Source organism: Streptomyces sp. CB01201, assembly GCF_002803085.1.
In the GTDB taxonomy this organism is placed as follows: Bacteria; Actinomycetota; Actinomycetes; order Streptomycetales; family Streptomycetaceae; genus Streptomyces; species Streptomyces hundungensis.
On the sequence record NZ_NNBJ01000001.1, the window covers coordinates 378,024 to 404,639 of the forward strand.

The window sequence follows — 26,616 nt, forward strand, 5'->3', positions numbered from 1 at the left end:
CGGAAACTTTCTGCCCCGGCCGTGCCCGTGTCAATGATCCGGCGCACCGCGCCGCCCGGCGCAAAGAAACTGACGCAGCATCAGAAAATCTCTTCCTTCGTCGCCCCCGCTGCGGCATCCTGCGCCCCATGCAGACGGAGCTGAGCAAGAAACTGGGAGTCGAGCACGCCGTCTTCGGCTTCACGCCGTTCCCTGCGGTGGCCGCGGCCATCACCCGGGCCGGCGGATTCGGTGTGCTCGGCGCGGTCCGCTACACGGCCCCCGACGACCTCGCGCGCGACCTCGACTGGATGCAGGAGCACACCGACGGACTGCCCTACGGCCTCGATGTGGTGATGCCCGCCACCAAGGTCGAGGGGGTCGGCGAGGCCGAGATCGAGGCCATGATCCCCGAGGGGCACCGCCAGTTCGTGCGGGACACCCTCGCCAAGCACGGCGTGCCCGAACTCGCCGAGGGCGAGGCCTCGGGCTGGCGCATCACGGGCTGGATGGAGCAGGTGGCCCGCAGCCAGCTCGACGTCGCCTTCGGCTATCCGATCAAGCTGCTCGCCAACGCGCTCGGTTCGCCGCCCGCCGATGTCGTACGGCGCGCCCACGACCAGGGCGTGCTCGTCGCCGCGCTCGCGGGCAGCGCCCGCCACGCCCGCCATCACGCCGATGCGGGCATCGACATCGTGGTGGCCCAGGGCTACGAGGCGGGCGGCCACACCGGAGAGATCGCCACCATGGTGCTCGTCCCCGAAGTCGTCGAGGCGGTGGGCCCGCTCCCGGTGCTCGCGGCCGGCGGCATCGGCAGCGGCGAGCAGATCGCCGCCGGGCTCGCGCTCGGCGCCCAGGGCGTCTGGCTCGGCTCGCTGTGGCTCACGGCCACCGAGGCCGACCTGCACTCCCGCGCGCTGACCGGCAAGCTCCTCGCCGCCGGATCCGGCGACACCGTCCGCTCGCGCGCCCTCACCGGCAAACCCGCCCGCCAGCTGCGCACCGAGTGGACCGACGCCTGGGACGACCCGGCCGGACCCGGCACCCTGCCCATGCCGTTGCAGGGCCTGCTCGTCGCCGAGGCCGTATCACGCATCCAGAAGTACGAGGTCCAGCCGCTGCTCGGCACCCCGGTCGGGCAGATCGTGGGGAGGATGACCGCCGAGCGCACGGTCCAGGAGACCTTCGACGAGCTGACGCGCGGCTTCGAGCGCGCCGTCGACCGCATCAACCGCATCGCCGGGAGGGACGCCCGATGAACCAGCCGCCCAACGGATTCTGGGCCCAGGCCGCCGCCGACCCCGAACGCCCCGTCCTCATCGCCCCGGACGGCGAGGAGTGGACCGCGGGCCGGCTGCACGGCGCCGTCAACCAACTCGTCCACGGGCTGCGGGCGGCGGGCCTGGAGCGCGGCGACGCCTTCGCCGTGGTGCTGCCCAACGGCGTCGAGTTCTTCACCGCCTATCTCGCCGCGTCCCAGGCCGGGTTCTACCTGGTACCCGTCAACCACCACCTGGTCGGCCCCGAGATCGCCTGGATCGTCGCGGACTCCGGCGCCAAGGTCCTCATCGCACACGAGCGGTTCGCGGACGCGGCCACCGCGGCGGCCGACGAGGCGGAGCTGCCCGCCTCCCACCGCTACGCCGTCGGCGCGGTCCCCGGCTTCTCGCCGTACGCCCAACTCCTGTCCGGGCAGCCCGAGTCGGTACCCGGCGACCGCACCCTCGGGTGGGTCATGAACTACACCTCCGGCACCACCGGGCGCCCGCGCGGCATCCGGCGCCCGCTGCCCGGCAAGCTGCCCGAGGAGACCTACCTCGGCGGCTTCCTCGGCATCTTCGGCATCAAGCCGTTCGAGGACAACGTGCACCTGGTGTGCTCACCGCTCTACCACACGGCCGTCCTCCAGTTCGCGGGCGCCTCCCTGCACATCGGGCACCGCATCGTCCTGATGGACAAGTGGACGCCCCAGGAGATGCTGCGGCTCATCGACGAACAGGCCTGTACCCACACCCACATGGTGCCGACCCAGTTCCACCGGCTGCTCTCGCTCCCCGCCGAGGTGCGCGAACGCTACGACGTGTCCTCGATGCGGCACGCCATCCACGGCGCCGCGCCCTGCCCCGACCACGTCAAACGCGCCATGATCGAGTGGTGGGGAAGCTGCGTCGAGGAGTACTACGCGGCCAGCGAGGGCGGCGGCGCCTTCGCCACCGCCGAGGACTGGCTGAAGAAGCCCGGCACGGTCGGAAAGGCCTGGCCCATCAGCGAGTTGGCGATCTTCGACGACGACGGCAACCGGCTGCCGGCGGGGGAGCTGGGCACGGTCTACATGAAGATGTCGACCGGCGGCTTCAGCTACCACAAGGACGAGACCAAGACGCGCAAGAACCGCATCGGCGACTTCTTCACCGTCGGCGACCTCGGCTGTCTCGACGAGGACGGCTACCTCTTCCTGCGCGACCGCAAGATCGACATGATCATCTCGGGCGGTGTCAACATCTACCCCGCCGAGATCGAGGCCGCGCTCCTCACCCACCCGGCCGTCGCGGACGCCGCCGCCTTCGGCATCCCGCACGCCGACTGGGGCGAGGAGGTCAAGGCCGTCGTGGAGGTGGCCGAGGGCGTCGGGGCGGGCGACGACCTCGCGGCCGCGATCCTCGCCCACTGCGAGGGCCGGCTGGCCGCGTACAAGCGGCCCAGGACCGTCGACTTCATCGAGACGATGCCGCGCGACCCGAACGGCAAGCTCTACAAGCGAAGGCTGCGCGAGCCGTACTGGGAAGGCCACGAGCGGGCGATGTGACCCGGCGCGCCCCGCCCCGCGAGCCCCAGTCCGGGCGGCCGGACGGTTGACCCCGGCCGTCCGGCCGCCCAGGATCCAGCCATGGACGACGTACGCAGCAGCACCGTCGACGGCATCGTGCGCCGCAGCGCCCGCCGCACCCCGCACCACACCGCCCTGCGGTACGGGGAACGCGCCTGGAGCTATGCCGAACTGGACGCGGCCGTCTCCACGGCGGCTGCCTTCCTGGCCGGCCTGGGTCTGCACAAGGGCGACCGGGTCGCCGCCTACGGCCACAACTCGGACGCCTACCTGATCGCGTTCCTCGGCTGCGCCCGGGCCGGGCTGATCCATGTGCCGGTCAACCAGCACCTCACCGGAACCGACCTGACGTACATCCTGGAGCAGTCCGGCGCCGCCCTCGTGCTCGCCGACCCGGCGCTCGCCGCACAGGTGCCCGCCGGCTTCGCCGTACGTGCGCTGCGCGACGCCGGGGACTCGCTGCTCGCGGCTCTCGCCGAGCCGCGCGCGTACGCCGGCGCGAGCCACGGGGACGATCTGGTCCAGCTGCTCTACACCTCGGGCACCACCGCCCTGCCCAAGGGCGCGATGATGACCCACCGGGCCCTCGTCCACGAGTACGTCTCCGCCGTCGCGGCCCTCGATCTGCGTGCCGCGGACCGGCCCGTGCACGCGCTGCCGCTCTACCACTCGGCGCAGACGCACGTCTTCCTGCTGCCCTACCTCGCGGTGGGCGCCGAGAACACGATCCTGGACGCGCCGGACCCGGGCCGGATCCTCGACCTCGTGGCGCGGGGACTGCTCGACTCGCTGTTCGCGCCGCCCACGGTATGGATCGCCCTCGCGGCCCATCCCGCCTTCGCCACCAGCGACTTGAGCGCTCTGCGCAAGGCGTACTACGGAGCCTCGATCATGCCGGTGCCGGTCCTGGAGCGGCTGCGCGCACGGCTGCCGGGACTCGCGTTCTACAACTGCTTCGGGCAGAGCGAGATCGGTCCGCTGGCCACCGTCCTCGGTCCCGAGGAGCACGAGGGGCGGCTCGACTCGTGCGGGCGGCCCGTGCTGTTCGTCGAGGCCAAGGTCGTGGACGAGAGCGGCAAGGAGGTGCCCGACGGCACGGCGGGCGAAGTGGTCTACCGCTCACCGCAGTTGTGCGAGGGCTACTGGCACAAGCCCGCCGAGACCGAGGAGGCATTCCGGGACGGCTGGTTCCACTCCGGTGACCTGGCCGTGCGCGACGACGCGGGGTACTTCACCGTCGTCGACCGGGTGAAGGACGTCATCAACTCCGGCGGCGTCCTGATCGCCTCGCGCCAGGTCGAGGACGCGCTGTACACCCATCCGGCGGTCGCCGAGGCGGCTGTCGTGGGGCTGCCCGACGAGCGCTGGATCGAGGCGGTCACCGCGTTCGTCGTGCGGCGGGAGGGACGGGAGGGAGCGAACGGACCGGTGACCGAGACGCAACTCATCGACCACGCGAAGGAGTTGCTGGCCCACTTCAAGGCGCCCAAGCGGATCCTGTTCGTGGACGAGCTGCCGCGCAACGCCAGTGGCAAGATCCTCAAGCGCGAGCTGCGCGACCGGTTCTCCTGAACACCGCTCGCTCCGGGCCGGGCCGGGCCGGGTCGGGGGGCGGGCGTCAGTCGCGCGCCTCGCGCAGGTCGACGATGCGCTTGAACTTGCCCACCGAGCGCTCGATGGTCTCCGGGTCGACGATCTCCACCGCCACGGAGACGCCGATCCCGTCCTTGACCGCCGCGACGATCGAGCGGGCGGCGTCCGCACGCCGCTCGGGCGTGGTGTCCGCCCGGGCCTCCACCCGGACCGTCAGCGCGTCGAGCCGGCCCCGGCGGGTCAGGCGCAGCTGGAAGTGCGGGGCGAGGCCGGGCGTGCGCAGCACGATCTCCTCGATCTGGGTGGGGAAGAGGTTCACCCCGCGCAGGATGACCAGGTCGTCGCTGCGCCCGGTCACCTTCTCCATCCGCCGGAACACCCGGGCCGTACCGGGAAGGAGCCGGGTCAGGTCCCGCGTACGGTAGCGGATCACCGGCATCGCCTCCTTGGTCAGCGAGGTGAAGACCAGCTCGCCGCGCTCGCCCTCCGGCAGCACCTGGCCGGTCAGGGGGTCCACGACCTCCGGATAGAAATGGTCTTCCCAGATGTGCAGCCCGTCCTTGGTCTCCACGCACTCCTGCGCGACACCCGGGCCCATGACCTCCGACAGGCCGTAGATGTCGACCGCGTCGATCGCGAACCGCTCCTCGATCTCGGTGCGCATCTCCTGCGTCCACGGCTCCGCGCCGAAGATGCCCACCTTGAGCGAGGTGGTGCGGGGGTCGACGCCCTGCCGCTCGAACTCGTCGAGCAGGGTGAGCATGTAGGACGGGGTCACCATGATGATCTCGGGGCGGAAGTCCTGGATGAGCTGGACCTGACGGGCCGTCATGCCGCCGGAGGCGGGGATCACCGTGCAGCCGAGCCGCTCGGCCCCGTAATGGGCGCCGAGCCCACCGGTGAACAGGCCGTATCCGTACGCCACATGGACCTTGTGGCCCGGCCTGCCGCCCGCCGCGCGGATCGAGCGGGCCACCACGTCCGCCCAGGTGTCCAGATCCCGCTGGGTGTAGCCGACGACGGTCGGGCGGCCCGTCGTGCCGCTGGAGGCGTGGATGCGCCGGATGTCGCTCTCGGGGACCGCGAACATCCCGAACGGGTAGTGGTCGCGCAGATCGGACTTGGCGGTGAAGGGGAAGCGCGCGAGATCGGCGAGCGAGACGCAGTCCTCCGGGTGCACCCCGGCCTTGTCGAAGGCCTCCCGGTAGAACCCGACGTGCTCGTAGGCGTGACGCAGCGAGGCGCGCAACCGGTCGAGCTGAAGGGCCTGGAGTTCCGGCCGGCTCAGCCGCTCGCCCTCGTCCAGCTCAGGTGCCATGGGTGCGCTCCCGTCCTCGCTCCGCCCCGCGGGAGGGCGACGAAATCGGACGACCGATCATTCGGTCGATCTGTGTCGGATCAGTAATTCAGCAGCCCGCGGCGTCCGTCAAGGCCTGTGGACGAGTCGGCCGGCCCCGCGTCGGCGGGAGGCGGCCGGCCATGATCGCACCGTGGGCGAAACGGGATTGCCGGGGGCGGCGGACTGCTGTGAGGATCGGCCGCATGCCCCGGTTCACGACGTACGACGGAATTCCGATCGCCTATCACGTGCGCGGCGACGGCGAGGTGCTGATCTGCCTGCCCGGCGGCCCGATGGCTTCCTCCGCCTATCTCGGGGACCTGGGTGGACTCACGGCCCACCGGCGTCTTGTGCTGCCCGACCCGCGGGGTGCCGGGGCATCGGGCGTGCCCGTCGACCCGGCGTCCTACCGCTGCGACCGGCAGGTGGCCGACGTGGAGGCGCTGCGCGTCCACCTCGGCCTCGACCGCCTCGACCTGCTCGCCCACTCCGCCGCCGGGAACCTCGCGCTCCTGTACGCCGCTCGCCACCCCGACCGGGTCGGCTCGCTCACCCTGGTCGCGCCCGGTGTCCGTGCCGTGGGCATCGAGGTGACCGAGGACGACTGGCGGGCGGCCGTCGCCCTGCGGGCGGGCGAACCCTGGTACGCGCAGGGCCGCGCGGCCTTCGAGCGGCTCTGGGCGGGGGACGCCACCTGGGCCGAGGTCCTCGACGTCATCAGGCCCTTCGCCTACGGACGGTGGGACGCGGCGGCGCAGCGGCACGAGGCCCTCACCCGGGCCGCGCGGGACCGGGCCGTGGCAGGCGCCTACTACGCGGACGGCGCCTTCGACCCGGCGGCCACCCGCGCCGCGCTCGCCGGGCTCGACGTGCCCGTCCTGGTGATCGCGGGCGAGTACGACGGCGGACCGACGCCGACCCGCGCCGCCGAACTGGCCGCGCTCTTCCCGGGCGCCGAACTCGTCGTACAGCCGGGCGCCTGTCACTCCCCGTGGATCGACGCCCCCGAGGCCTTCGTGCGCACGGTCGCCGCCTTCCTCGACCCGGACGTAGGCACGCTCGTCGCCGACGGCGTCCGGCTCGCCGACCGGGTGCCGCCCGATCAGGTGCCGTCGGCCTCGGCGGCGACCGAGCGGGCCCAGCGGTAGTCCGCCTTGCCGCTGGGGGAGCGCTGGATGCCGGGGGTGATCACCAGCTGGCGGGGGACCTTGTAGCCGGCGAGGCGGGTGCGGCAGTGGGCCTGGATCCCCTCCAGTGTCGGCTCGGCCGCGCCGTCGCGGACCTGGACGACCGCCGCCACATGGCTGCCCCACTTGGCGTCCGGCACCCCGGCCACCAGGGCGTCGTACACATCGGGATGCGCCTTGAGGGCCTGCTCGACCTCCTCCGGGTACACCTTCTCGCCGCCGGTGTTGATGCACTGCGAGCCCCGTCCGAGGACCGTGACGATGCCGTCCTCGTCGACGGTCGCCATGTCGCCGAGCAGTACCCACCGCTCGGCGCCCTTCTGGAAGAAGGTCTCGGCGGTTTTCGCCGGGTCGTTGTAGTAGCCGAGCGGGACGTGCCCGCGCTGGGCGAGCCGCCCCACCTCGCCGATCGCGACCGGCTCGTACGATGCCGGATCCACCACCTGCGTACGCTCGTTGACCTCCAGGCGGAAGCCCTTCTCGGGGCCCGAGTCGTCCGTGGCCTTGCCGTTGGAGCCGGACTCGGAGGAGCCGAAGTTGTTCAGGATCAGCGCGTTCGGCACCAGGGCCTGCAACTGGGCGCGCACCGTGTCGGACATGATCGCCCCGGACGAGGAGACGCTGAACAGCGAGGACATGTCGGTGCCCTTGAGCGGACCGTGCAGCGCGTCGACGAGGGGCCGGAGCATCGCGTCACCGACCAGGGACACGCTGGTGACCCGCTCCTTCTCGATCGTGCGGAGCACCTCCTCGGGGACGTACTTGCGGTGGATGACCACCCGCTGGCCGTAGTTGAAGGCGACGAACGAGGTCAGCGTGGAGGTGCCGTGCATGAGCGGGGGAGCGGGGAAGAAGGTGAGGCCCGAGCCGCTCTTGGCGACCCGCTCGGCCAGTTCCTCGGGGCGCTTCACCGGCTCGCCGGCCGGCTCCCCTCCGAACAACCCCGCGAAGAACAGGTCCTCCTGACGCCACATCACCCCCTTGGGCATCCCGGTGGTGCCGCCCGTGTAGATGATGAACTGGTCGTCGGCCGAACGCGCCGCGAAACCCCGCGAGGGGGAGCCCGCCGCCTCGGCCTCCGTGAACGCCGTCGCGACGAGGGCCGGAGCGCCGTCGGGGGCGGCCCCGACCCGGACCAGGTGCCGCAGCCTCTCGGTGCGGGGCAGTGCGCCCGCGACCCGCTCGGTGAACTCGGCGTCGAAGACGAGCGCCGCGAGGTCGGCGTCCCGGTAGAGGTAGACCAACTCCTCTTCCACGTAACGGTAGTTCACGTTGACCGGCACCAGACGCGCCTTGAGCGCGGCCAGCACGGTCTGCAAGTACTCGATGCCGTTGTAGAGGTGCAGGCCCAGGTGCTCGCCGGGCTTCAGGCCCGCGTCGATCAGATGGTGCGCGAGCCGGTTGGCACCCTCGTCCAGTTGGCGGTAGGTCAGCCTGCGTTCGGCGCCCGTCCCGGGATGGTCGATGTACACGAGCGCTTCGCGGTCCGGGACCACGTCGACGACGGACTCGAACAGGTCGGCAAGGTTGTACTCCACCATTCCTCCTGACACCGCGCCCCGACTGAACTCGGGGGTCATCAGAACAAAGCCGCGCACAACTGGGAAGGGGTGCCGCAGAAGAAAACTGACTGAGTGTCAGAAAACTATTGAACTGACACCGCCCCTACTGCAACCTGTTCTAGGTCTTGAGACGGGAGGACGGCAATGGGCGGTACGGAACACCTCACGGTGCGTCGCGAGGGCGCCACCTTGGTGCTCACCCTGAACCGGCCGGAGGCGAAGAACGCGCTGTCGCTTCCGCTGCTGGTCGGGCTCTACGACGGCTGGCTGGAGGCGGACGCGGACGACTCGATCCGCTCGGTCGTGCTCACCGGCGCGGGCGGCGACTTCTGCGCCGGCATGGACCTCAAGGCCCTCGCGGGCCAGGGCATGGCGGGGGACCAGTACCGGGACCGGCTCAAGGCCGACCCCGATCTGCACTGGAAGGCGATGCTGCGCCACCACCGGCCCCGCAAGCCCGTGATCGCCGCCGTCGAGGGGTACTGCGTGGCCGGGGGCACCGAGATCCTCCAGGGCACGGACATCCGCGTCGCGGGGGCCGGGGCGACGTTCGGACTCTTCGAGGTGAAGCGCGGGCTCTTCCCCATCGGCGGCTCGACCGTCCGCCTCCAGCGGCAGATTCCGCGCACGCACGCGCTGGAGATGCTGCTGACGGGGCGGCCCTACGGTGCGCAGGAGGCGGCTCGGATCGGACTCATCGGGCGGGTGGTGCCGGACGGCACGGCGCTGGACGTGGCGCTGGAGATCGCGGCGCAGGTCAACGCGTGCGGTCCGTTGGCCGTGGAGGCGGTCAAGGCGTGCGTGTACGACACGGCGTCCATGAGCGAGGCGGACGGCCTTGCGGCGGAGCTTGAGCGGGGGTGGCCGGTGTTCGCCACGGCCGATGCGAAGGAGGGGGCGCTGGCCTTCGCCGAGAAGCGGCCGGCCGTCTATCGGCGGGCCTGAGCCCGCACCCCGGTCCTCCGGGGGTTGCAAATCCTGGGGCTCCGCCCCGGGCCCCGTTCGCGCCTGAAGGGCGCTCGTCCTCAAACTCGCCCAAGGCCTCAAGGCCCAGGGGGACCCCCATGACGGGCTGTAGGTGACCCAGAGCCTCCGACGCCGGACGGGGTGTCGGTGACGCCCGGGAATCGACCGTATTTAAGGAGTTGGATCATGGCTGGCTCTGCTGGGCCCGAGGTGCTGCGGGCGCCGCTTGTCGTTGAGTTTCCCTTCACCCGGTCCCTCGGACCGGTGCAGAGCGCCTTTCTCACGGGGCTGCGGGAACGCACCGTGCTCGGGGTGCGCACGGGTGACGGGCGCGTGCTCGTGCCGCCCGTCGAGTACGACCCGGTCACCGCCGAGGAGATCCGCGATCTCGTCGAGGTCGGCGCCACCGGCACCGTCACCACCTGGGCCTGGAATCCCGCCCCGCGCCGCGACCAGCCCCTCGACCGGCCCTTCGCCTGGGTACTCGTCCAGCTGGACGGAGCCGACACCGCGCTGCTGCACGCCCTGGACGCGCCGGGCCCCGAGGCCGTGCACTCCGGGATGCGGGTCCGTGTCCGCTGGGCCGCCGAACGCACCGGCGCCATCACCGACATCGCGTGCTTCGAACCCGGCGGAGAAGGGGATCCCGGGCGTCGACCCGAGCCGCACAGCGGCGCGTTCAGCGACCCCGTCACCGGGATCGTCGCGGCCGCGCGGCTCGACTACACCTACAGCCCGGGGCGCGCGCAGTCCGCCTACATCAACGCGCTCTCCGCCCGCCGGACCGTCGGCGAGCGCTGCCCCTCCTGCCGCAAGGTCTACGTGCCGCCGCGCGGCGCCTGCCCCACCTGCGGGGTCGCCACCGAGGAGCGGGTCGAGGTCGGGCCCGCCGGGACCGTCACCACGTACTGCATCGTCAACATCAAGGCGAAGAACCTCGACATCGAAGTGCCCTACGTCTACGCGCACATCGCGCTCGACGGTGCCGGGCTCGCCCTGCACGGGCGCATCGGCGGCATCCCGTACGACCAGGTGCGGATGGGTCTGCGGGTCGAGCCGGTGTGGAGCGAGGGCGGCCGCTACCCCGATCACTACCGGCCCACCGGCGAGCCCGACGCCGACTACGAGACGTACAAGGAGCTGATCTGATGGCGCCCACACCTGCCACCCGGGACGTGGCGATCGTGGCGTTCGCGCAGAGCGACCACCGGCGCCGCAGCGACGAGGTGTCCGAGGTCGAGCTCCTCATGCCGGTCCTGCACCAGGTGCTTGACGCCACCGGCCTGAAGACCAGCGACATCGGCTTCACCTGCTCCGGCTCCAGCGACTACCTCGCGGGCCGCGCCTTCTCCTTCACCATGGCGCTCGACGGCGTCGGCGCCTGGCCGCCGATCTCCGAGTCCCATGTGGAGATGGACGGCGCCTGGGCGCTGTACGAGGCCTGGGTGAAGATCCTCACCGGCGAGGCCGACACCGCGCTCGTCTACGGCTACGGCAAGTCCTCGCCCGGCGAGGTGCGCGACGTACTGACCCGCCAGCTCGACCCGTACTACGTGGCGCCCCTGTGGCCCGACTCGGTCGCCCTCGCCGCCCTCCAGGCGCAGGCGCTCATCGACGCGGGGGAGACCGACGAGCCCGCGCTCGCCGCGGTCGCCGCCCGCAGCCGGGACGCCGCGAGCGCCAACTCCCATGCCCAGGTGCGGGGTTCGCGCCCGCAGGGCGACTACCTGGTGCACCCGTTGCGGACCGGGGACTGCCCTCCGATCGGGGACGGCGCCGCCGCGGTGATCCTGGCCGCCGGCGACCGGGCCCGCGAACTGTGTGCGCGGCCGGCCTGGATCCGCGGCATGGACCACCGCATCGAGGCGCACGGACTCGGCGTGCGCGACCTCACCGACTCGCCGTCCGCCCGGCTCGCCGCCGAACGGGCCGGAGCCTTCGAACGGCCCGTCGACACCGCCGAGTTGCACGCGCCGTTCACCTCGCAGGAGGTCGTCCTGCGCAAGGCGCTGCGGCTCGGCGGCGACGTCACCGTCAACCCGTCCGGGGGTGCGCTCGCCGCGAACCCCGTGATGGCGGCCGGACTCATCCGGCTCGGCGAGGCCGCCGCCCGCATCCACCGGGGCGAGTCCGACCGCGCCCTCGCGCACGCCACGTCCGGCCCCTGCTTGCAGCAGAACCTGGTCGCCGTCCTGGAGGGGGAGTCATGAGCAAGGAACCCGTGGCCGTCGTCGGCGTCGGCCAGACCAAGCACGTGGCCGCACGGCACGACGTCTCGATCGCCGGCCTCGTGCGCGAGGCCGCCCAACGGGCGCTCGACGAGGCCGAGTTGACGTGGGCGGACATCGACGCCGTGGTCATCGGCAAGGCGCCCGACTTCTTCGAGGGCGTCATGATGCCGGAGCTCTACCTGGCCGACGCGCTCGGCGCGGTCGGCAAGCCCATGCTGCGGGTGCACACCGCGGGCTCGGTCGGCGGCTCGACCGCGCTCGTCGCCGCCAACCTCGTCGCCGCCCGGGTGCACCGGACCGTGCTCACCCTCGCCTTCGAGAAGCAGTCCGAGTCCAACGCCATGTGGGGCCTGTCGCTGCCGATTCCCTTCACCCAGCCGCTGCTCGCGGGCGCCGGCGGCTTCTTCGCCCCGCACGTGCGGGCCTACATGCGGCGCACCGGCGCCCCCGACACGGTGGGTTCCCTGGTCGCGTACAAGGACCGGCGCAACGCCCTGAAGAATCCCTACGCGCATCTGCACGAGCACGACATCACCCTGGAGAAGGTCCAGGCCTCGCCGATGCTGTGGGACCCGATCCGCTACTCCGAGACCTGCCCGTCCTCGGACGGTGCCTGCGCGATGATCCTCACCGACCGCGCGGGCGCGGCCCGTTCGCCCCGGCCCGCGGCCTGGGTGCACGGCGGCGCGATGCGCAGCGAGCCGACCCTGTTCGCGGGCAAGGACTTCGTCTCGCCGCAGGCCGGCAAGGACTGCGCGGCCGATGTGTACCGTCAGGCCCAGATCGCCGACCCGCGCCGCGAGATCGACGCCGTCGAGATGTACGTGCCGTTCTCCTGGTACGAGCCGATGTGGCTGGAGAACCTGGGCTTCGCCGCCGAGGGCGAGGGCTGGAAACTCACCGAGTCCGGTGTCACGGAGCTCGACGGGGACCTGCCGGTGAACCCGTCGGGCGGCGTCCTGTCCACCAACCCGATCGGGGCCTCCGGCATGATCCGGTTCGCCGAGGCGGCCCTCCAGGTGCGCGGTCTGGCCGGCGAGCACCAGGTGGAGGGGGCGCGCAAGGCGCTCGGCCATGCCTACGGCGGCGGCTCGCAGTTCTTCGCGATGTGGCTCGTCGGGGCCGAACCCCCCGCCGGCTGAGGCCCGTTCAGGACGGGCGGGCCCGGTACTCCTTCCGTGGCCTGTCCGTCCCCGCGGACGATCGCTAGGGTGGCCCTCGGACGACAGAACCGGGGAGGAGCACGGACGTGGCTGACACCAGCACCACCCAGCACACCTTGCGGACCCTTGCGGGTCACACCCGTTCCGGCTGGGACAAGCCGGAGCTCGACCTCAGCGAGGCCGAGTGGCAGTCGAGCAGTCAGGGGGCGGGGGACGTCCAGATCGCCTTCGTCGAGGGCTTCATCGCCATGCGCAACAGCGGCAGCCCCGGCAGCCCGTCGCTGATCTTCAGCCCCGCCGAGTGGCGGGCCTTCATGATCAACGCGCGCGACGGCGCGTTCGATCTCACCTGAGCGCTCCGCCGGAGCCGCGGCCGCCGGGAGGGGCGGGGATCCTCCCGGCGGCACCGGCGCGATGGAGGGCCTGCCTCCTCCTCAACGCCCGCCCTGGTGGCGGGCATTGGGCATCAGGCGCCCTCCCGCTCCTCCGTGGCCTGCTCGGGGAAGAGCCGGGCCCAGGGCCGCTGGCGGCCCTCGCTGACGGCGGCGATACCGGCCTCGCCGTACCGTGCGGTCTCCAGGGACCACGCCAGGTTCCCGCTCATCAGGGCGCGCATGCCGTCGACGTAGTCGGCCACATGGGCCCGCACCTGCTCGGGCAGCGCCGTCTTGTCGAGCTGCGCGGTGAGCTCGACGGTCAGGTCCTGGAAGCGCGCGATCCGGGAGTTGGCCATGGTGGCCACCCGGCGCAGGGCCTGCTCGACGGTGCACATCTCCTGCCGCAGCAGAATGATCACGCTGTTGTTGACGTCGCCCGCCGCCAGCTCCTTGTCCACGGACACCATGTCGTTGACGAAGATCACCACATCGGCGGTGATCTCCCGCATCTCGGCCAGCGGCACGCCCTCGTGCAGCTCCCTCGGCAGCGTGTAGCCGCCGCAGCGTTCCACGAGGTCGAGGCAGGGCTGCACACCGATCGAGTCCCGGCGGCCGCGCAGGAAGCCCGGCAGCGAGAGCGTGCCGTTGCGGGTGCGGTTCAGCGCCTCCCAGTGATACGCCGTCAGATACTCGCGCCAGTGCGCCCGGAAGCGGTCCTGCCACAGTAACGGCGTGCCCGCGGTGACCCGTTGCCAGAGATCGCGAAAGCTTTCGGCCAGTCGGTTGGTCGTCCCGCCCGGGACCGGAGGCTCGTCACCCATGGTGCGCAACACCGTGTCGATCTGGCGCAGCACCAGGTCCGGGCGCTTGCCGAGCGGCCCGTCGAACTGGTCGTCGAAGACGAAGAACCAGGCGTTGAGGTCGGTCGCCAGTGCGAGATGCGCGTCCGAGGCATCCGGATAGAAGTACGCCATCAGGCGTTCCAGACCCATCGCGTCGTACTCGGCCGTGGCCTGCTCCCCGGCCAGCATGCCGAACTCGTACAGCCAGTCCAGCGTGTGGCGCCGGGCCACCGCGTCCCGGGGGTGCCTGCGGGCCGGAAAGGGGATGTCGACGAGACCGGTCCGCGTCCGGGCCGACCGGACCCTGCCAGTGCTGCCCATGCGGCACCGCCTCCTTAGTACTCCGTACGTAGTTCAATCATCAAGGTGAGGACGGCCGGAGGCCAGTCGCACGCTGGCGGAGTCCGACAGCGTGGAGGGGGCGTGCGAGGCCCTCACTGGCGCCCCACCGGGACATTTCGATGCCAACCACCCACGGATTCAGCCAACTTAAACAGTCAAGGAGGAGACGGAAGCCGGGTATTCATGTCACGGTACGTGTCCGGGGCGTAGGCTCGGTGCTACTGCCAGAAGGGGACCGCTGTGGCGGAGACGAAGGGCCGGGGCGGCGTGCCGCACCGGATGCTCTTTGAGCGCGACGAAGAACTGATCCTGTTCGACAGCATGTTGAACGACCTGTGCGGCCGGGCAGGGGAGGGAAGCGCGCCCAACGGCGGACTGCTCGCCATCGCCGGCTCGGCCGGACTGGGCAAGACCACACTGGTGGCCGAGGTCCGCCGCAAGGCCGCGGCCCGCGGCTGCACCCTGCTGGCCGCCCGCGGCAGTGAGCAGGAGGAAGGCGTCGCGTTCCACGTCGTACGCCAGCTCGTGCAGCCCGTCCTCGCCGCGAGCAGCGAGGAAGAACACCGCAAGATACTGGGGAGTTGGTACGACATCGTCGCACCGGCGGTCGGCCTGGTCGCGGGACAGAGCGGCGTGGTGCCCGACCCGCAGGGTGTGCGGGACGGCCTCGACTGGCTCGTCACCCGCTTCGCGGTCCAGTACGCACCCGTGGTGCTCGTGGTGGACGACGCGCACTGGGCGGACGAGGAGACCCTGGCCTGGCTCACCTCCTTCGCGCTGCGCGCATCGGACCTGCCGCTGCTCATCGTCGTCGCCTACCGGCCCGAGGAACTGCCGCGGCACGCCGCCGAGTTCCGCCGGCTCGCCACCCGGCACGGCTCACGACCGCTGGACCTGGCGCCGTTCACCCCGGCCGCCGTCAGCGACCTGGTGCGGGACGTGCTCGGGGAGGGCGGCGACGAACTGTTCGCCCGCGAATGCTGGGCCCTGACCGCGGGCAACCCGTACGAGGCCGTCGAACTCGTCGCGAGAATCCGCGACCGCGGCATCAAACCGCAGTACGCCAACGCCACCGAGCTGCGCGAACTTGCCTCCGCCGTACGCGGCAACGGGCTCATCGAGCGCCTTGAGCGGCTCGGCCCCTCCGCGTTCCGGCTCACCTGGGCCGTCGCCGTGCTCGGCACCGACGCCCGCCGCGAGATGGCGGCCGGGGTCGCGGGGCTCGGCGCCGAGGAGTTGGCCGATGCCATCGACAAGCTGCGCGACGCCCGCATCCTGGCGCCTGCGAGCGAGCACCAGGACCGGCTCGACTTCTTCCACCCGCTGGTCGGCACCGCCGTCTACCGGGCCATACCGTCCGCCATGCGCGTCGCGATGCACGGCCAGGCCGCCTTCGCCGTCAGCGAGGCCGGACTGGGTGCCACCTCCGCGGCCCGGCACATCCTGGAGATGCACCCCGAGAACGACCGGTGGGCGGTGCGCCAGCTGCGCGCGGCCGCCCGCGACTATCTGCGGGCCGGTGCCCCGGACGCGGCCCGGCGCTGCCTCGCCCGCGCCCTGCGCGAACCTCCCACCCTGGAGGAGCGCGCCGAAGTCCTCTTCGAACTCGGCTGCTCGGCGCTCCTGAACGAGCCGGCCACCACCGTCAACCATCTCAAGGCGGCCCTCGAAGAGCCCGAACTCGCCCCGGAATTGCGCGAAGCCGTCACCTACCGGCTCGCCCAGGCACTGGCCCACACCGACCGGCTGAGCGAGGCCGCCGCCGTCGTGGGCGCCGAGGCCAAGAACTCCACCAGTGCCCGCACCCGGCTGCGCATGCAGGCCGAGAGCTTCCAGTGGAACGCCTTCCGCGCCGACGAGGAGGACTCCCCGGCCCGCTCGCGCAGCCTGGCCCGGCTCGCCGAACACCTCTCCGGGCGCGGCAAGGCCGAGCGCTACATCCTCGGTCTGCGGGCCTGGGACGCGATGGTGCGCGGTGAACCCGCCGAGACCGCGCTGCACTATGCCGAGGAGTCGCTGAAGGACGGTCTTCCCTGGACCGACGACAACTGGGGCTTCGAGGTTCCCGTCCTGGTCGCGCTCACCTTCATGTACTGCGACCAGCCCGGCCGCGCCGACGACCTGTTCACCCAGGGCATCGCCGACTGTGAACGCAAGGGCTGGCGCGGCGCCCACCTCTCCTTCGGCCTGACGCTCCTGGGCTACATCAAGTTCCACCGGGGCCGGCTCTCCGAGGCCGAGGACCTGGTGCACAGCGGACTGCGGATCGCCGACCGGGTGGGCCACCAGGTCCCCGCGCAGTGGTTCGCGCTCGGCATCCTCATCGAGATCCTGCTGGCCCGCGGCCGGGTCCAGGACGCGCAGGAGCTCTCGGACACCTACAACTACGGCCAGGTCGTCCCGAACGCCGTGGTCTACCCCGACTCCGAGACCGTCTACAGCGAACTCCTGATCGCCCGGGGCCTGCGCACCGACGCCGAGGAACGGCTGCGCGCGGTCGGCCGCAGGCTGGAGCCGCGCGGCATGCGCAACCCGATGTGGTGCCCGTGGCGCCCACTGCTCGCGCAGACGATCGCCCACACCGATCCCGTCGAGGCCGCCGCGATCGAGCAGGAGGGCATCGAGATCGCCCGGCGGTTCGGCACCCCGGGCGCCGTCGGCCGGGCCCTGCACGCGGCCGCCAAGGTGACCTCCGGCGCCGACAGCCTGGCCCTGATGGCCGAGGCGGTCCGGCAGCTCGAACGGTCCCCGGCCGCCTACGAGCTGGCCCAGGCCCTGGTCGACCACGGCGCGATGCTCAGCCGCGCCGGGCTGCCGCAGGACGCGGCCGACCTGCTGATGCGCGGCCTGGAGAGCGCCGCCCTGTGCGGGGCCGACGCCCTGGCGGCCCGGGCCCGCGAGGAACTCGCCGCCTCCGGGCTCCGCCCGCTTCAGCTGCGGGCCGTCGACTCGGACTCGCTGACCTCCCAGGAGAAGGCCGTGGCCGAGCGGGCCGCCCAGGGCTGGGAGAACCGGCGCATCGCCGAGGAGCTCGGCACCAAGGAGCGCACGGTGGAACTGCTGCTCTCCGGCGCCTTCCGCAAGCTCGGCACCAACCGCGACGGGCTCGCGGGACTGCTGCCCCGACAGCCCCGCGGCTCCGGCGTCCGAGGAGTGCCCGGAAGCTGATCAGCCCGGCCCTGGCCCCGGCCCCCCGCCACCCACTGGCAGGGGGCCGGGGCCGTGCCGAGCCGGCATGCCCGCGGCCGGCCGGAACCCGGCCGTCCCGCGCCCCACCACCCCGCAGGAAGCCGGGCACCGACCCGCCCAGGCGTCCGGGCCCGGCTCCGGCGGGGCGCCGCGGGCACGTACCATTGACGGCATGTCCTTCCTCCGCCGCCGCAGCGCCGCCACTCCCGCGGGCCCGGACTTCGATGTCCTGGCCATGGACCCGGGTGACTGGCCCGGCAACCTGGGCGCCGGTCTGCTGCCCGCCCCCGACGGCAGCTGCCAGGGTGTCTTCCTGCGCTACGACCTGTTCGGCGGCCGCGGCCCCGCGATGATCATCGGCAATCTGCCGGAGGGCTCCCCGGCCCGCGAGATGGCCGAGGGCCAGGTCCCCTTCGAGGTCGCCCAACTGCTCGTCGCCCTGGAGAACGACGAGCCGATCGAGGTCGTCGGCACCGAGGACATGCCGGTGATGCAGGGCGACAACCTCCTCATCGTGCGCCGCCTCAAGCTCTCCGAAAGCCGCATCTCCTGCGTGCAGTTCGACCGCAGCGACAACGTCCTGGTCACGATCGCCAGCTGGGACCGGCCGATCACGGACGACCTGTACGCCCTTCTGAAGCCGCTGCCGGCGGAGCTCTTCCAGCAGAGCTGACCCCTCCGGCGAAGCCGAGCGGACACCCGCGCACGGGCCGACGGCCCGGCACCTCCCGTCCGAGGTGCCGGGCCGCTTTCATGTCCCCGTTGAAGCCGCCACGCCACCAGCAGGTCAGAGCCGCCGCCACAGGTCTTGTCCACTGATACAAGTCGGCGCGCCCGAGGGGTACTTGACGAGCCGTCATGCCAGGTCGCACTGTGTCCCGCGCGCACCAGCGCGCGGCTGCGGCGGGGGAGCCCCCGCACCTTCCGGCAAGAAGGGTTGTCCATGACGTCCAAGCAGAGGATCAGACTCGCGCTCGCGACGGCGACGGCCGGCGCCCTGTGCCTGGCCCTGGCCCCCGCCACCCAGGCGAGCGCGGCGGGCTCGGGCACCGAATGCCCCCGCGTCCTGAAGTGCGACTGGGTACCGGCGGCCTACCAGCAGACCGGCGACCCCGCCAACAAGGAGGCGTACGGCAACTACGACGTCTCCGACCGGCCGGGCACCAACAGGATCAAGTACATCGTCCTGCACGACACCGAGGAGACGTACGCGACCACCCTCAAGATCTTCCAGGACCCCAAGCGTGCCGCCTCCGCGCACTACGTCGTGCGGTCCGCCGACGGCCATGTCACCCAGATGGTGAAGACCAAGGACGTGGCCTGGCAGGCCGGCAACTGGTACATCAATTCCGACTCCGTCGGGATCGAGCAGGAGGGCTACGCCACCGACGGCGCCACCTGGTTCACCCCCGCGATGTACCGCTCGACCGCGGCCCTGGTGCGCTACCTCGCCGACAAGTACGACATCCCGCTGGACCGTCAGCACATCCTCGGACACGACAACGTGCCGCCCACCACGGCCGGCGGCACCGCGGCCATGCACTGGGACCCGGGGCCGTACTGGGACTGGAACTACTTCATGGGTCTGCTCGGCCACCCCACCGAGCCCACCGGCCGACCCGGCGGCCCACTGGTCACCGTGAACCCGGTGTTCAAGCAGAACATCCAGGCCTTCCGCGACTGCGAGAAGAACGTCGACCTGCCCGCCCAGCCCTCCAGCGCGGTCCCGCTGTACACCCAACCCTCCACCACCGCACCGCTGTTCGCCGATCCCGGCCTCCACCCGCCGGGCCAGAGCGGGACCAACTGCGCGGGCGACTGGGGCAGCAAGATCAGCGCCACCCAGCAGGCCGTGGTCGCCGAGCGCAAACCCGGCTGGACCGCGATCTGGTGGTACGGACAGGAGGCCTGGTTCCAGAGTCCGGCGCACACCCGCACCACCACCGCGACCGCCGGTTATGTCGTACGCCCCAAGCAGGGCCGCACCGACGTCCCGGTCTACGGCACGGCCTACCCGGCGGCCGGCGACTACCCCGCCGACTTCACGGCGCCGAGGGTGAGCACCCCGCTCGCCTACACCATCAAGGCCGGACAGTCCTACCCCGGCGGTGCGCCGACCCCGACGGGCTACTACTACGCCCCCACCATCGACTCCTCGTACCCCTACGATCACACGTACTTCCCCGGCAGCACCCGTTATGTGACCGTGCAGATCGGCCATCGGATCGCCTTCGTCAAGGCCTCCGACGTCGACGTGGTGCGCGTTCGCTGAAACGGCGGCCCGGGCCACGACAGCGGGCCGCGCGTCCAGTGTGTCGGCACTGGACGCGCGGCCCGTCCTCCCCCCTGCCCGGCCGTCAGCGCGTGCCGACCGCCGCCCGCACCGCCCGCCGCGCCAGCGCGCAGTCGTCGTGCAGCCTGCGCAGCAGCAGCCGCTGCTGCTCCCCGGCGGACAGCACCCCCGGGGCGCTCGGTGCCGGGCTCGCCGGTGCGGCGTCCCGCATGGTGCGCTGCACCGCCGTCTCGTAGGTCCGGATCTCGCGGGTCAGTACGAGCATCAGGTTCACCAGGAACGCGTCCCGCGCCGCGGGGCCCGCCTCCTGGGCGGCCGAGGCGATCTGGCGCCGCTCCATCGGGGCTTCGCCCAGGACGGCCCAGAGCGTCGCCAGGTCGTACCCGGGCAGGTACCAGCCCGCGTGCTCCCAGTCGACCAGGACCGGGCCGGCCGGTGAGAGGAGGATGTTGGACAGGAGCGCGTCACCGTGCGAGAACTGCCAGTCGACCCGGCCCGAGAGGGCCAGACCGTGCACCAGTTTCTGAAGGTCGCTCAGATCCCGGTCGGTGAACAGGCCGAGCTCGTGGTAGCGCGCGATCCGCGGCGCGTAGTCCAGGGGCCTGCCGAACATCTCGGCGGGCGGCCGCCAGGCGTTGACCGCCCTGACGGCCCCGAGGGCGGCCCGCACATCGGCGCGCGGGGGAGCCTCGACCGGGTGTCGGGTCAGGGCCGCCGCCCGCCCGGGCATCCGCTCGATCACCAGGGTGCAGTTGTCGGGATCGGCGGCGATCAGCCGCGGCACCCGCACCGGTGGGCGGTGCCGGACGAACGCGCGGTAGGCAGCTATTTCGTGCCGGAACCGCTCGGCCCAGGCGGGCGAATGGTCCAGTAAACACTTGGCGACGGCCGTGGTGCGCCCTGTCGTGCCGACGATCAGCACGGAGCGTCCGCTGTGCCGCAACACCTGCACCGGGTTGAACTCCGGGCAGATCCGCTGCACCGAGGCGATCGCGATGCGCAGCTGGGCGCCCTGGGGGCCGGAGAGGTCGATTCTCCCGCTGAGCGGCTGCGGGGCCGCCCCGGGCCGGCGCGGCATCCGGCCGGCGCCGTACGCCGAGCCGGCCTGGCTGGGGTCGAGGTACGGTCCGCCGCCCGCTCCCAGGGGACGGTGCGGCCGGGGCGGCGTGGACACGGAGGACGATGCTGTGTACATGGGGGTGACAGATCCCTTCGTGTGCCGGCAAGTTGCGTGCGCTACCCGTCCCGGTGGCCGAGCCGCACCCTGGGGAATGAGGTCCGGCCCCCGGGTCGGGGTGGCGCTCTCTTACCTGACACCCGGCCGCGGGTGGCACACCATCTGGCGTGCCCTGGCGAACCCTGGCGAATAGTCGCGCCGCATCTGACAGGGGATTACTGTCAACTCAGCCGAGAACCTGGGGGCTTGACGTGAGCGGACAACCCAACACCCGCCTGAACGACCTGTTCGGCCTCGCCGGATGGTCCAAGGGCGAACTCGCGAGAATGGTGAACCGGCAGGCGGCGGCCATGGGCCACCCCCAACTGGCCACCGACACCTCGCGGGTGAGGCGTTGGATCGACATGGGGGAGACCCCGCGCGATCCGGTGCCCCGGGTGCTGGCGGCGCTGTTCACCGAGCGGCTCGGCCGTGTCGTGACCATCGAGGACCTCGGGTTCGACCGGCACGGGCGCGCCAAGAAGCGGAACGACGTCAGGAACAGCAAGAATCCGGACGGCCTTCCGTGGGCGCCCGAACGGACGGCAGCGGTCCTCACCGAATTCACGGGAATGGACCTCATGCTCAACCGACGCGGTCTGGTGGGCGCGGGCGCCGCGCTCGCCACCGGCTCAGTACTCAGCAGCGCCATGCACGACTGGCTGCACACCGACCCCGTACTCTCGGCCGACGCTCCCCGCCCCCACGACCCCCTGCACGCCGACCCCGCCGGGTTCGACCGCTACGAGGCCGCTCCCATCGGGTCGCAGGAGATCGACGCGCTGGAGCGCTCGGTCGAGGTGTTCCGCGCCTGGGACGCCTCCCGGGGCGGCGGACTCCAGCGCAAGGCGGTGGTGGGCCAGCTCAACGAGGTGGGCGGCATGCTCGCCTACCGCCACCCCGACCATCTCCAGCGCCGCCTGTGGGGCGTCGCCGCCAACCTCGCCGTCCTGGCGGGCTGGATGTCGCACGACATCGGCCTGGAACCCACCGCACAGAAGTACTTCGTCATCGCGGCTCACGCGGCCCGCGAGGGCGGTGACCGCCCGCGCGCCGGCGAAGCCCTCTCACGGGCCGCCCGCCAGATGGTCCACCTGGGCCGCCCCGGCGAAGCACTCGATCTGATGAAGCTCGCCAAGTCCGGTTCGGGCGAGGAGACGCTGCCGCGCACCCGGGCGATGCTGCACACCATCGAGGCATGGGCCCAGGCGTCCATGGGGCGCGGCCAGGCGATGCGGCGCACCCTCGGCGAGGCGGAGGAGCTCTTCGTCTCGGACAAGGGCGATGTGCCGCCGCCCAGTTGGATGCAGATGTTCGACGAGGCGGATCTGCACGGCATGGAGGCGCTGGCCTTCCGCACGCTCGCCGAGCACGACCCGGCCGCGGCCACCATCGCGCAGCACCACGCCAAGCAGGCGCTCGCGCTGCGGGTGGGCGGCCGTCAGCGCTCGAAGATCTTCGACTACATCTCGCTCGCCTCGGCCTGCTTCATCGCCGACGACCCGGAACAGGCGGACCGCTACGCCCGCTTGGCCCTGGTGTCGATGGGGGAGACCTCCTCGCACCGCACCTGGGACCGGCTGCGCGAGATGTACCGGCTCACCAACCAGTACGCGAGCCACGGCAAGATCCAGGATCTGCGGGAGGAGATCCAACTGGCGCTGCCCCAGGCCCCGTTGAAGCGGAGTCGGGTGGCGGACATCTAGAAGGGGGTTGTACGCCCGAAACGTACAACCCCCCGGCTCAAGGGCCGTTCACGGCCGCCCGTGTGTCAGGTGGCCGGTGTGTCAGGACCCGATGCGGGCCACCAGCACACAGGCGTCGTCCTCGCGCTCGTGCTCGCCGAACTCCTCGACGATCATCCGTACGCAGTCCTGGGCCGTACGGCCACCGTCGAAGAGCGGGGCGAGTCCGAGCAGCCTGCGCTGTCCGTCGTCGTCGCGGGCGCTGTGCCGGGTCAGCCCGTCGGTGGCGAGGACGAGCAGGTCGCCCGGGAGAAGGGCGGCCTCGGTCTGACTGTATGCGGCCCCCCGCGTGGCACCGAGGAGCATCCCGTCCGGTGCTCCGAGGGCGCGCCCCGTCCCGTCGCGGAAGAGCAGCGGGGCGGGGTGGCCGGCCCCGGACCAGACGAGCGTGCGCCCGGCGGGCTCGTAACGGCAGCAGACCGCGCTGCCGAGGGCGGGCTGCACGGTCTGTTCCAGGAGCTGATTGAGGTGGCCCATCAGGGCGGCGGGACCGATGCCCGCGACGGCCATGCCGCGCAGGGCACCGAGCAGCATCGCCATCGCGCCGGTCGCCGTCACGCCGTGGCCGGTGAGGTCGCCGACGGTCAATAACGAGGATCCGTCGGGCAGTTCGAGCGCGTCGTGCCAGTTGCCGCCGATCCGGGCACTGGAGGAGGACGGCAGATAGTGTGCGGCGATGTCGAGCGCGCCGGGGCCGCCCTGCGGGAGTCGCAGGGAGCCGCGCCACGGCGGCAGTACGGCCTCCTGCAACTCGACCGCGAGCCGGTGTTCGGTCCGGGCGATGTGGTGCCTGCGCTGGAGGTCGTCGCGGCTCTCCCGCACGGCGCGCTGACTGCGTCGCAGCTCGCTCACATCGCGCAGAACGGCCCACATCGAGGCGGTGCAGCCCTCGGCGTCGAGCACCGGCTCACCCATCATGTGGAGCGTACGGACCTCGGCGTCGGGCCGTACGATCCGGAACTCGCCGTCGATCGGCCTGCCGTCGACCAGGGCGCCGGTCACCATTGCGGTGAGCAGGGCCTGGTCCTCCTCGACGACCACGGCGGGCAGTTCGTCGAGGGACATGCCGCCGCTCCCGGGGGCGCGGCCGAAGATCTGGAACAGCTCCTCGGACCAACTCACCGCGTCGTTGAGCAGGTTCCACTCGGCGCTGCCGACCCGGCTGAGCAGGGTGACGGCCTGCGGCCCCTGCCCGAAGGCGCTCTCGACGGCGTGCGCCGCCGCGTCCTCGGCCCGGGCGGCCGGACCGTCGCGCAACTGGTCCAAGTGCGAGCCCAGATCGTCGAGTTGATGAACCGCCAGATCGCACAGGGCGCGCTGCCAGCGGAGCTGGGCGTCGTCCTCGTCCACGAGCGCGTCGCGGCGCACCGCGTCCACGCCGCCGCGCAGTCGGCGGGTCTGCGTGATCAGTGCGTCGACCGTGCCCCGCTCGGGCGGTTGGGGAGCGGGACGGTCCGCGAACAGATGGGACGGCATGACGTTCTCCGATGCGGCCGCGGTAGAGCCTGGTCTGGTGAAGTGGACCGGTTACGAGGGTTGCACAGGGAGCGATGCCCCGTAAGGGATTTGGCAACACTCGATACGGTGGTGCTTCTGACATATGCCAAAGGCGACCGGTTTCGCCCCGTACGAGCGGGCCCGGGCGCCGGGCATATGCGGATCGGCGTCATCCGCGCACGGGCAGCGCGAAAGCGGCCGCACACAGCGCGACACCCGTCACACCCGCCGCCGGCGAGCAGCACCACACCACCAGGGAGGTGAGGGCGGCCCCCGCCAAGACGGCCACCAGCCGCCCGGCGACCCAGCGGTCGGCGTGCTTCGCCTCGCGCTTCGCCAGCCGCCCGGCGAGGTTCGTGAACGTCCCCGTGAAGTAGGTGGTGGGGGTGCCCCAGGCCCGCGCCTGTACGCCCATCGCGAGGGCCGCCGCGAACAGCAGCACCAGCTGCGGGCCGAGCGACCGCCCGGCGCCGAGCCCCCAGCCGGCCGCGGCCAGGGCGAGCAGCGCGGTCTGGGCGGCGAGCAGCGGACGCGGTGCGAGGCGCGTGGTGGCGAGCGCGGCCCCGGCCGCCCCGAACGCGTACCCGGCCAGGGCGACCACGGCGCGTGGCACCGCCCCGCGGTCCCCCGCGCCCACCGACGCGCCGACCAGAACGAGGTTGCCGGTCATCACCCCGGCGAACACTTTCCCCAGACAGAGGAAGGCGAAGGCATCGGTGGCCCCGGACGCCGCCGAGAGCACCAGGAGGAACCGCTCGTCGGACCGGTCGGCGTTCGGTGTCGTGATCGCGGAACTCATCCGGGCATTCTCGCCCTCTCAGTGCGTGTGGACCTGCCGCGACGGCACGGACGCGGACAGCGGATCCGTATCCGGCCGAAGCGGCGCGGGAGCTCCCCGCACCGGACCCGACCCCGTGGCGCGTCCACGACAAGGGTCCACTACGGTCCCTGTGAACACACCGGTCCGCCGCGCGGGCCCCACGGGAGGAAGAGCATGAAGATCGACTGGGACCGGCGCACCTGCGCGCGCCGCGGCCATGTGACGTACGCGCCGCAGGAGGCCGGGCTGCGCGACCGGTTGCGCGCCGAAACCGGTCTGGGCGAGGCCTGGCGCTGTCTGCGCTGCGGCGACTTCGCCCTGGGCGAGCCGCACGGCTCAGGACCCGCCGAGGACGCGCCGCTCGTGCCGCGCGGCAAAGTGCTGCGCGATCTGTTCATCCTGCGCTTCCTGGCCGTCGAGCGGGCCGTGCGCGGCCTGTTCATCGTGCTCGTCGCCGTCGCGGTGTGGAAGTTCAGCAACAGCCAGGACGCGGTGCGCCGGTTCTTCGACGAGTACCTGGACGTGTTCCGGCCGGTCTTCCGCCACTTCCACTACGACCTGGACCACTCGCCGGTCGTCGGCACCATCCAGAAGACCTTCGACTACAAGCACTCCACCCTGCTGATCGTTGCCGTGGCGCTGCTCGTCTACGCGCTGATCGAGATCGTCGAGGGCGTCGGCCTGTGGCGCGCCAAGCGCTGGGCCGAGTACCTCACCGTCGTCGCGACGGCGATGTTCCTGCCGCTGGAGATCTACGAACTCACCGAGAAGATCAGCTGGGTGAAGATCGTCACGCTGACGATCAACATCCTCGCGGTCCTCTACATCCTGCTCGCCAAGCGCCTGTTCGGCCTGCGGGGCGGGCACGCCGCCTTCGAGGCCGAGCGGCACAGCGCCTCACTCATCGAGGTGGAGAGCTCGGCCGGTGTCGCGGCGCACCGATGAGGTGTAACTCGCCGACCGGGGGTACGGGTTGCCCGACGGGTACAGATACAGACAGTGTGCGGCGGCCCGCCGCACCGAGCGTCCTTGGGGGATGACAAGCATGAACGAACCGCACTCCACGCCCACGCACCGGACCGGGCGGCTGCGCCGGGTGGCCGTGCTGCTCACCCTGGTGCTCGGCACCGCGCTCGTGGCGGGCCCGGTGACGGCCGAGGCCGCGCCGCGCACCGCCGTGGTCGCCGCCTCGGCCGCCGCGGCCCCGCAGGCCGCGTCCGTGAGCGAGCCGGCTCAGGCCCAGGCACGCGCCGGGCAGCACACCGTCGCCGGCAAGTCCGTCGTCACCGCGTCGAAGAAGACGAAGAAGACCAAGAAGAAGGGCGGCTTCTTCAAGAAGCTCGGCATCTTCCTGCTGATCATCGTGATCCTCTTCATCGCGCTGATCGTGTTCGTGATCTGGTTCATCGTGAGCCGGCTGCGCAGGCGCCGCGACCGCCACTGACCGG

21 protein-coding genes are annotated in these 26,616 nt (G+C 71.9%); 15 read left to right on the forward strand and 6 right to left on the reverse strand.

All coding sequences use genetic code 11. The annotated features are described in order from the left end of the window. Positions 1-128 precede the first annotated feature (128 nt). From CG740_RS01735 to CG740_RS01745, 3 genes are all read left to right on the forward strand, one after another. Positions 129-1,238 carry an NAD(P)H-dependent flavin oxidoreductase gene (locus CG740_RS01735; protein WP_100573060.1) on the forward strand — a complete coding sequence of 370 codons (1,110 nt, stop codon included), beginning with the start codon at positions 129-131 and terminating at the stop codon, positions 1,236-1,238. After that, positions 1,235-2,785: an acyl-CoA synthetase gene (locus CG740_RS01740; RefSeq protein ID WP_100573061.1), complete on the forward strand. Its 1,551-nt coding sequence runs from the start codon at positions 1,235-1,237 to the stop codon at positions 2,783-2,785. Before CG740_RS01735 ends, CG740_RS01740 begins: the two co-directional genes overlap by 4 nt. Before the next feature lie 81 nt (positions 2,786-2,866). Further along, the gene (locus CG740_RS01745) at positions 2,867-4,378 is read left to right on the forward strand and encodes an acyl-CoA synthetase (protein WP_100573062.1); all 1,512 of its coding nucleotides are present in this window, start codon (positions 2,867-2,869) and stop codon (positions 4,376-4,378) included. A gap of 46 nt (positions 4,379-4,424) precedes the next feature. Here CG740_RS01745 and paaK read toward each other — a convergent pair whose 3' ends face one another. Further along, positions 4,425-5,717: a phenylacetate--CoA ligase PaaK gene (gene paaK / locus CG740_RS01750; RefSeq protein WP_100573063.1), complete on the reverse strand. Its 1,293-nt coding sequence runs from the start codon at positions 5,715-5,717 to the stop codon at positions 4,425-4,427. 224 nt (positions 5,718-5,941) lie between these two features. Here paaK and CG740_RS01755 point away from each other — a divergent pair, with 224 nt between their 5' ends. Continuing rightward, entirely contained in the window at positions 5,942-6,886 is a 945-nt protein-coding gene (locus CG740_RS01755) for an alpha/beta fold hydrolase (protein WP_100573064.1), read from the forward strand. On the opposite strand, the gene CG740_RS01760 is transcribed toward CG740_RS01755, so the two are convergent. Further along, a complete protein-coding gene (locus CG740_RS01760) occupies positions 6,841-8,463 on the reverse strand; it encodes an acyl-CoA synthetase (RefSeq protein WP_100573611.1) in 1,623 nt (540 codons plus the stop codon). The genes CG740_RS01755 and CG740_RS01760 overlap by 46 nt on opposite strands. A 168-nt stretch (positions 8,464-8,631) precedes the next feature. Here CG740_RS01760 and CG740_RS01765 point away from each other — a divergent pair, with 168 nt between their 5' ends. From CG740_RS01765 to CG740_RS01785, 5 genes are all read left to right on the forward strand, one after another. Then, the gene (locus tag CG740_RS01765; RefSeq protein ID WP_100573065.1) at positions 8,632-9,432 is read left to right on the forward strand and encodes a crotonase/enoyl-CoA hydratase family protein; all 801 of its coding nucleotides are present in this window, start codon (positions 8,632-8,634) and stop codon (positions 9,430-9,432) included. A gap of 207 nt (positions 9,433-9,639) precedes the next feature. Then, entirely contained in the window at positions 9,640-10,602 is a 963-nt protein-coding gene (locus CG740_RS01770) for a Zn-ribbon domain-containing OB-fold protein (protein WP_100573066.1), read from the forward strand. Continuing rightward, positions 10,602-11,663: a thiolase domain-containing protein gene (locus tag CG740_RS01775; protein WP_100573067.1), complete on the forward strand. Its 1,062-nt coding sequence runs from the start codon at positions 10,602-10,604 to the stop codon at positions 11,661-11,663. The genes CG740_RS01770 and CG740_RS01775 overlap by 1 nt, the downstream gene beginning before the upstream one ends. Then, a complete protein-coding gene (locus tag CG740_RS01780) occupies positions 11,660-12,826 on the forward strand; it encodes a thiolase domain-containing protein (RefSeq protein WP_100573068.1) in 1,167 nt (388 codons plus the stop codon). The genes CG740_RS01775 and CG740_RS01780 overlap by 4 nt, the downstream gene beginning before the upstream one ends. Before the next feature lie 107 nt (positions 12,827-12,933). Continuing rightward, complete coding sequence (locus CG740_RS01785; RefSeq protein ID WP_376207347.1) at positions 12,934-13,200, forward strand: DUF397 domain-containing protein; 267 nt, start codon at positions 12,934-12,936, stop codon at positions 13,198-13,200. Positions 13,201-13,313: 113 nt separating this feature from the next. Here CG740_RS01785 and CG740_RS01790 read toward each other — a convergent pair whose 3' ends face one another. Continuing rightward, on the reverse strand, positions 13,314-14,387 hold the full coding sequence (locus CG740_RS01790; RefSeq protein ID WP_100573069.1) for an isoafricanol synthase: 1,074 nt from the start codon (positions 14,385-14,387) through the stop codon (positions 13,314-13,316). Positions 14,388-14,687: 300 nt separating this feature from the next. Here CG740_RS01790 and CG740_RS01795 point away from each other — a divergent pair, with 300 nt between their 5' ends. From CG740_RS01795 to CG740_RS01805, 3 genes are all read left to right on the forward strand, one after another. Beyond that, complete coding sequence (locus CG740_RS01795) at positions 14,688-17,576, forward strand: ATP-binding protein (protein WP_100573613.1); 2,889 nt, start codon at positions 14,688-14,690, stop codon at positions 17,574-17,576. A gap of 193 nt (positions 17,577-17,769) precedes the next feature. Then, positions 17,770-18,270 carry a hypothetical protein gene (locus CG740_RS01800; protein ID WP_100573614.1) on the forward strand — a complete coding sequence of 167 codons (501 nt, stop codon included), beginning with the start codon at positions 17,770-17,772 and terminating at the stop codon, positions 18,268-18,270. A 270-nt stretch (positions 18,271-18,540) separates the two neighbouring features. Beyond that, positions 18,541-19,869 carry an N-acetylmuramoyl-L-alanine amidase gene (locus CG740_RS01805; protein WP_100573070.1) on the forward strand — a complete coding sequence of 443 codons (1,329 nt, stop codon included), beginning with the start codon at positions 18,541-18,543 and terminating at the stop codon, positions 19,867-19,869. 85 nt (positions 19,870-19,954) lie between these two features. On the opposite strand, the gene CG740_RS01810 is transcribed toward CG740_RS01805, so the two are convergent. Further along, on the reverse strand, positions 19,955-21,085 hold the full coding sequence (locus CG740_RS01810) for an aminoglycoside phosphotransferase family protein (RefSeq protein WP_100573071.1): 1,131 nt from the start codon (positions 21,083-21,085) through the stop codon (positions 19,955-19,957). 233 nt (positions 21,086-21,318) lie between these two features. Here CG740_RS01810 and CG740_RS01815 point away from each other — a divergent pair, with 233 nt between their 5' ends. Further along, a complete protein-coding gene (locus CG740_RS01815; protein ID WP_100573072.1) occupies positions 21,319-22,812 on the forward strand; it encodes a DNA-binding protein NsdB in 1,494 nt (497 codons plus the stop codon). Between the two features lie 81 nt (positions 22,813-22,893). Here the strand turns inward: CG740_RS01815 and CG740_RS01820 are convergent, their stop codons facing one another. Both CG740_RS01820 and CG740_RS01825 read right to left on the reverse strand, forming a co-directional pair. Next, entirely contained in the window at positions 22,894-24,327 is a 1,434-nt protein-coding gene (locus tag CG740_RS01820; RefSeq protein WP_100573073.1) for a PP2C family protein-serine/threonine phosphatase, read from the reverse strand. Positions 24,328-24,517: 190 nt separating this feature from the next. Beyond that, positions 24,518-25,147, reverse strand: a complete 630-nt coding sequence (locus tag CG740_RS01825) for a DUF1275 family protein (protein ID WP_100573074.1) — start codon at positions 25,145-25,147, stop codon at positions 24,518-24,520. 195 nt (positions 25,148-25,342) lie between these two features. On the opposite strand from CG740_RS01825, the gene CG740_RS01830 reads away from it, so the two are divergent. Beyond that, positions 25,343-26,113: a DUF2127 domain-containing protein gene (locus CG740_RS01830; protein WP_100573075.1), complete on the forward strand. Its 771-nt coding sequence runs from the start codon at positions 25,343-25,345 to the stop codon at positions 26,111-26,113. A gap of 100 nt (positions 26,114-26,213) precedes the next feature. Further along, entirely contained in the window at positions 26,214-26,612 is a 399-nt protein-coding gene (locus CG740_RS01835) for a hypothetical protein (RefSeq protein WP_100573076.1), read from the forward strand. Positions 26,613-26,616: the final 4 nt, after the last annotated feature.

Bases quoted from the DNA above. Each gene is read 5' to 3' on its own strand.
- CG740_RS01775 (WP_100573067.1), top strand. From the start codon at position 10,602: ATGGCGCCCACACCTGCCACCCGGGACGTGGCGATCGTGGCGTTCGCG.
- CG740_RS01830 (WP_100573075.1), top strand. From the start codon at position 25,343: ATGAAGATCGACTGGGACCGGCGCACCTGCGCGCGCCGCGGCCATGTG.
- CG740_RS01795 (WP_100573613.1), top strand. From the start codon at position 14,688: ATGCTCTTTGAGCGCGACGAAGAACTGATCCTGTTCGACAGCATGTTG.
- paaK (WP_100573063.1), bottom strand. From the start codon at position 5,717: ATGGCACCTGAGCTGGACGAGGGCGAGCGGCTGAGCCGGCCGGAACTC.
- CG740_RS01800 (WP_100573614.1), top strand. From the start codon at position 17,770: ATGTCCTTCCTCCGCCGCCGCAGCGCCGCCACTCCCGCGGGCCCGGAC.
- CG740_RS01810 (WP_100573071.1), bottom strand. From the start codon at position 21,085: ATGTACACAGCATCGTCCTCCGTGTCCACGCCGCCCCGGCCGCACCGT.
- CG740_RS01780 (WP_100573068.1), top strand. From the start codon at position 11,660: ATGAGCAAGGAACCCGTGGCCGTCGTCGGCGTCGGCCAGACCAAGCAC.
- CG740_RS01825 (WP_100573074.1), bottom strand. From the start codon at position 25,147: ATGAGTTCCGCGATCACGACACCGAACGCCGACCGGTCCGACGAGCGG.
- CG740_RS01745 (WP_100573062.1), top strand. From the start codon at position 2,867: ATGGACGACGTACGCAGCAGCACCGTCGACGGCATCGTGCGCCGCAGC.
- CG740_RS01790 (WP_100573069.1), bottom strand. From the start codon at position 14,387: ATGGGCAGCACTGGCAGGGTCCGGTCGGCCCGGACGCGGACCGGTCTC.
- CG740_RS01820 (WP_100573073.1), bottom strand. From the start codon at position 24,327: ATGCCGTCCCATCTGTTCGCGGACCGTCCCGCTCCCCAACCGCCCGAG.
- CG740_RS01735 (WP_100573060.1), top strand. From the start codon at position 129: ATGCAGACGGAGCTGAGCAAGAAACTGGGAGTCGAGCACGCCGTCTTC.
- CG740_RS01765 (WP_100573065.1), top strand. From the start codon at position 8,632: ATGGGCGGTACGGAACACCTCACGGTGCGTCGCGAGGGCGCCACCTTG.
- CG740_RS01805 (WP_100573070.1), top strand. From the start codon at position 18,541: ATGACGTCCAAGCAGAGGATCAGACTCGCGCTCGCGACGGCGACGGCC.
- CG740_RS01740 (WP_100573061.1), top strand. From the start codon at position 1,235: ATGAACCAGCCGCCCAACGGATTCTGGGCCCAGGCCGCCGCCGACCCC.
- CG740_RS01770 (WP_100573066.1), top strand. From the start codon at position 9,640: ATGGCTGGCTCTGCTGGGCCCGAGGTGCTGCGGGCGCCGCTTGTCGTT.
- CG740_RS01835 (WP_100573076.1), top strand. From the start codon at position 26,214: ATGAACGAACCGCACTCCACGCCCACGCACCGGACCGGGCGGCTGCGC.
- CG740_RS01755 (WP_100573064.1), top strand. From the start codon at position 5,942: ATGCCCCGGTTCACGACGTACGACGGAATTCCGATCGCCTATCACGTG.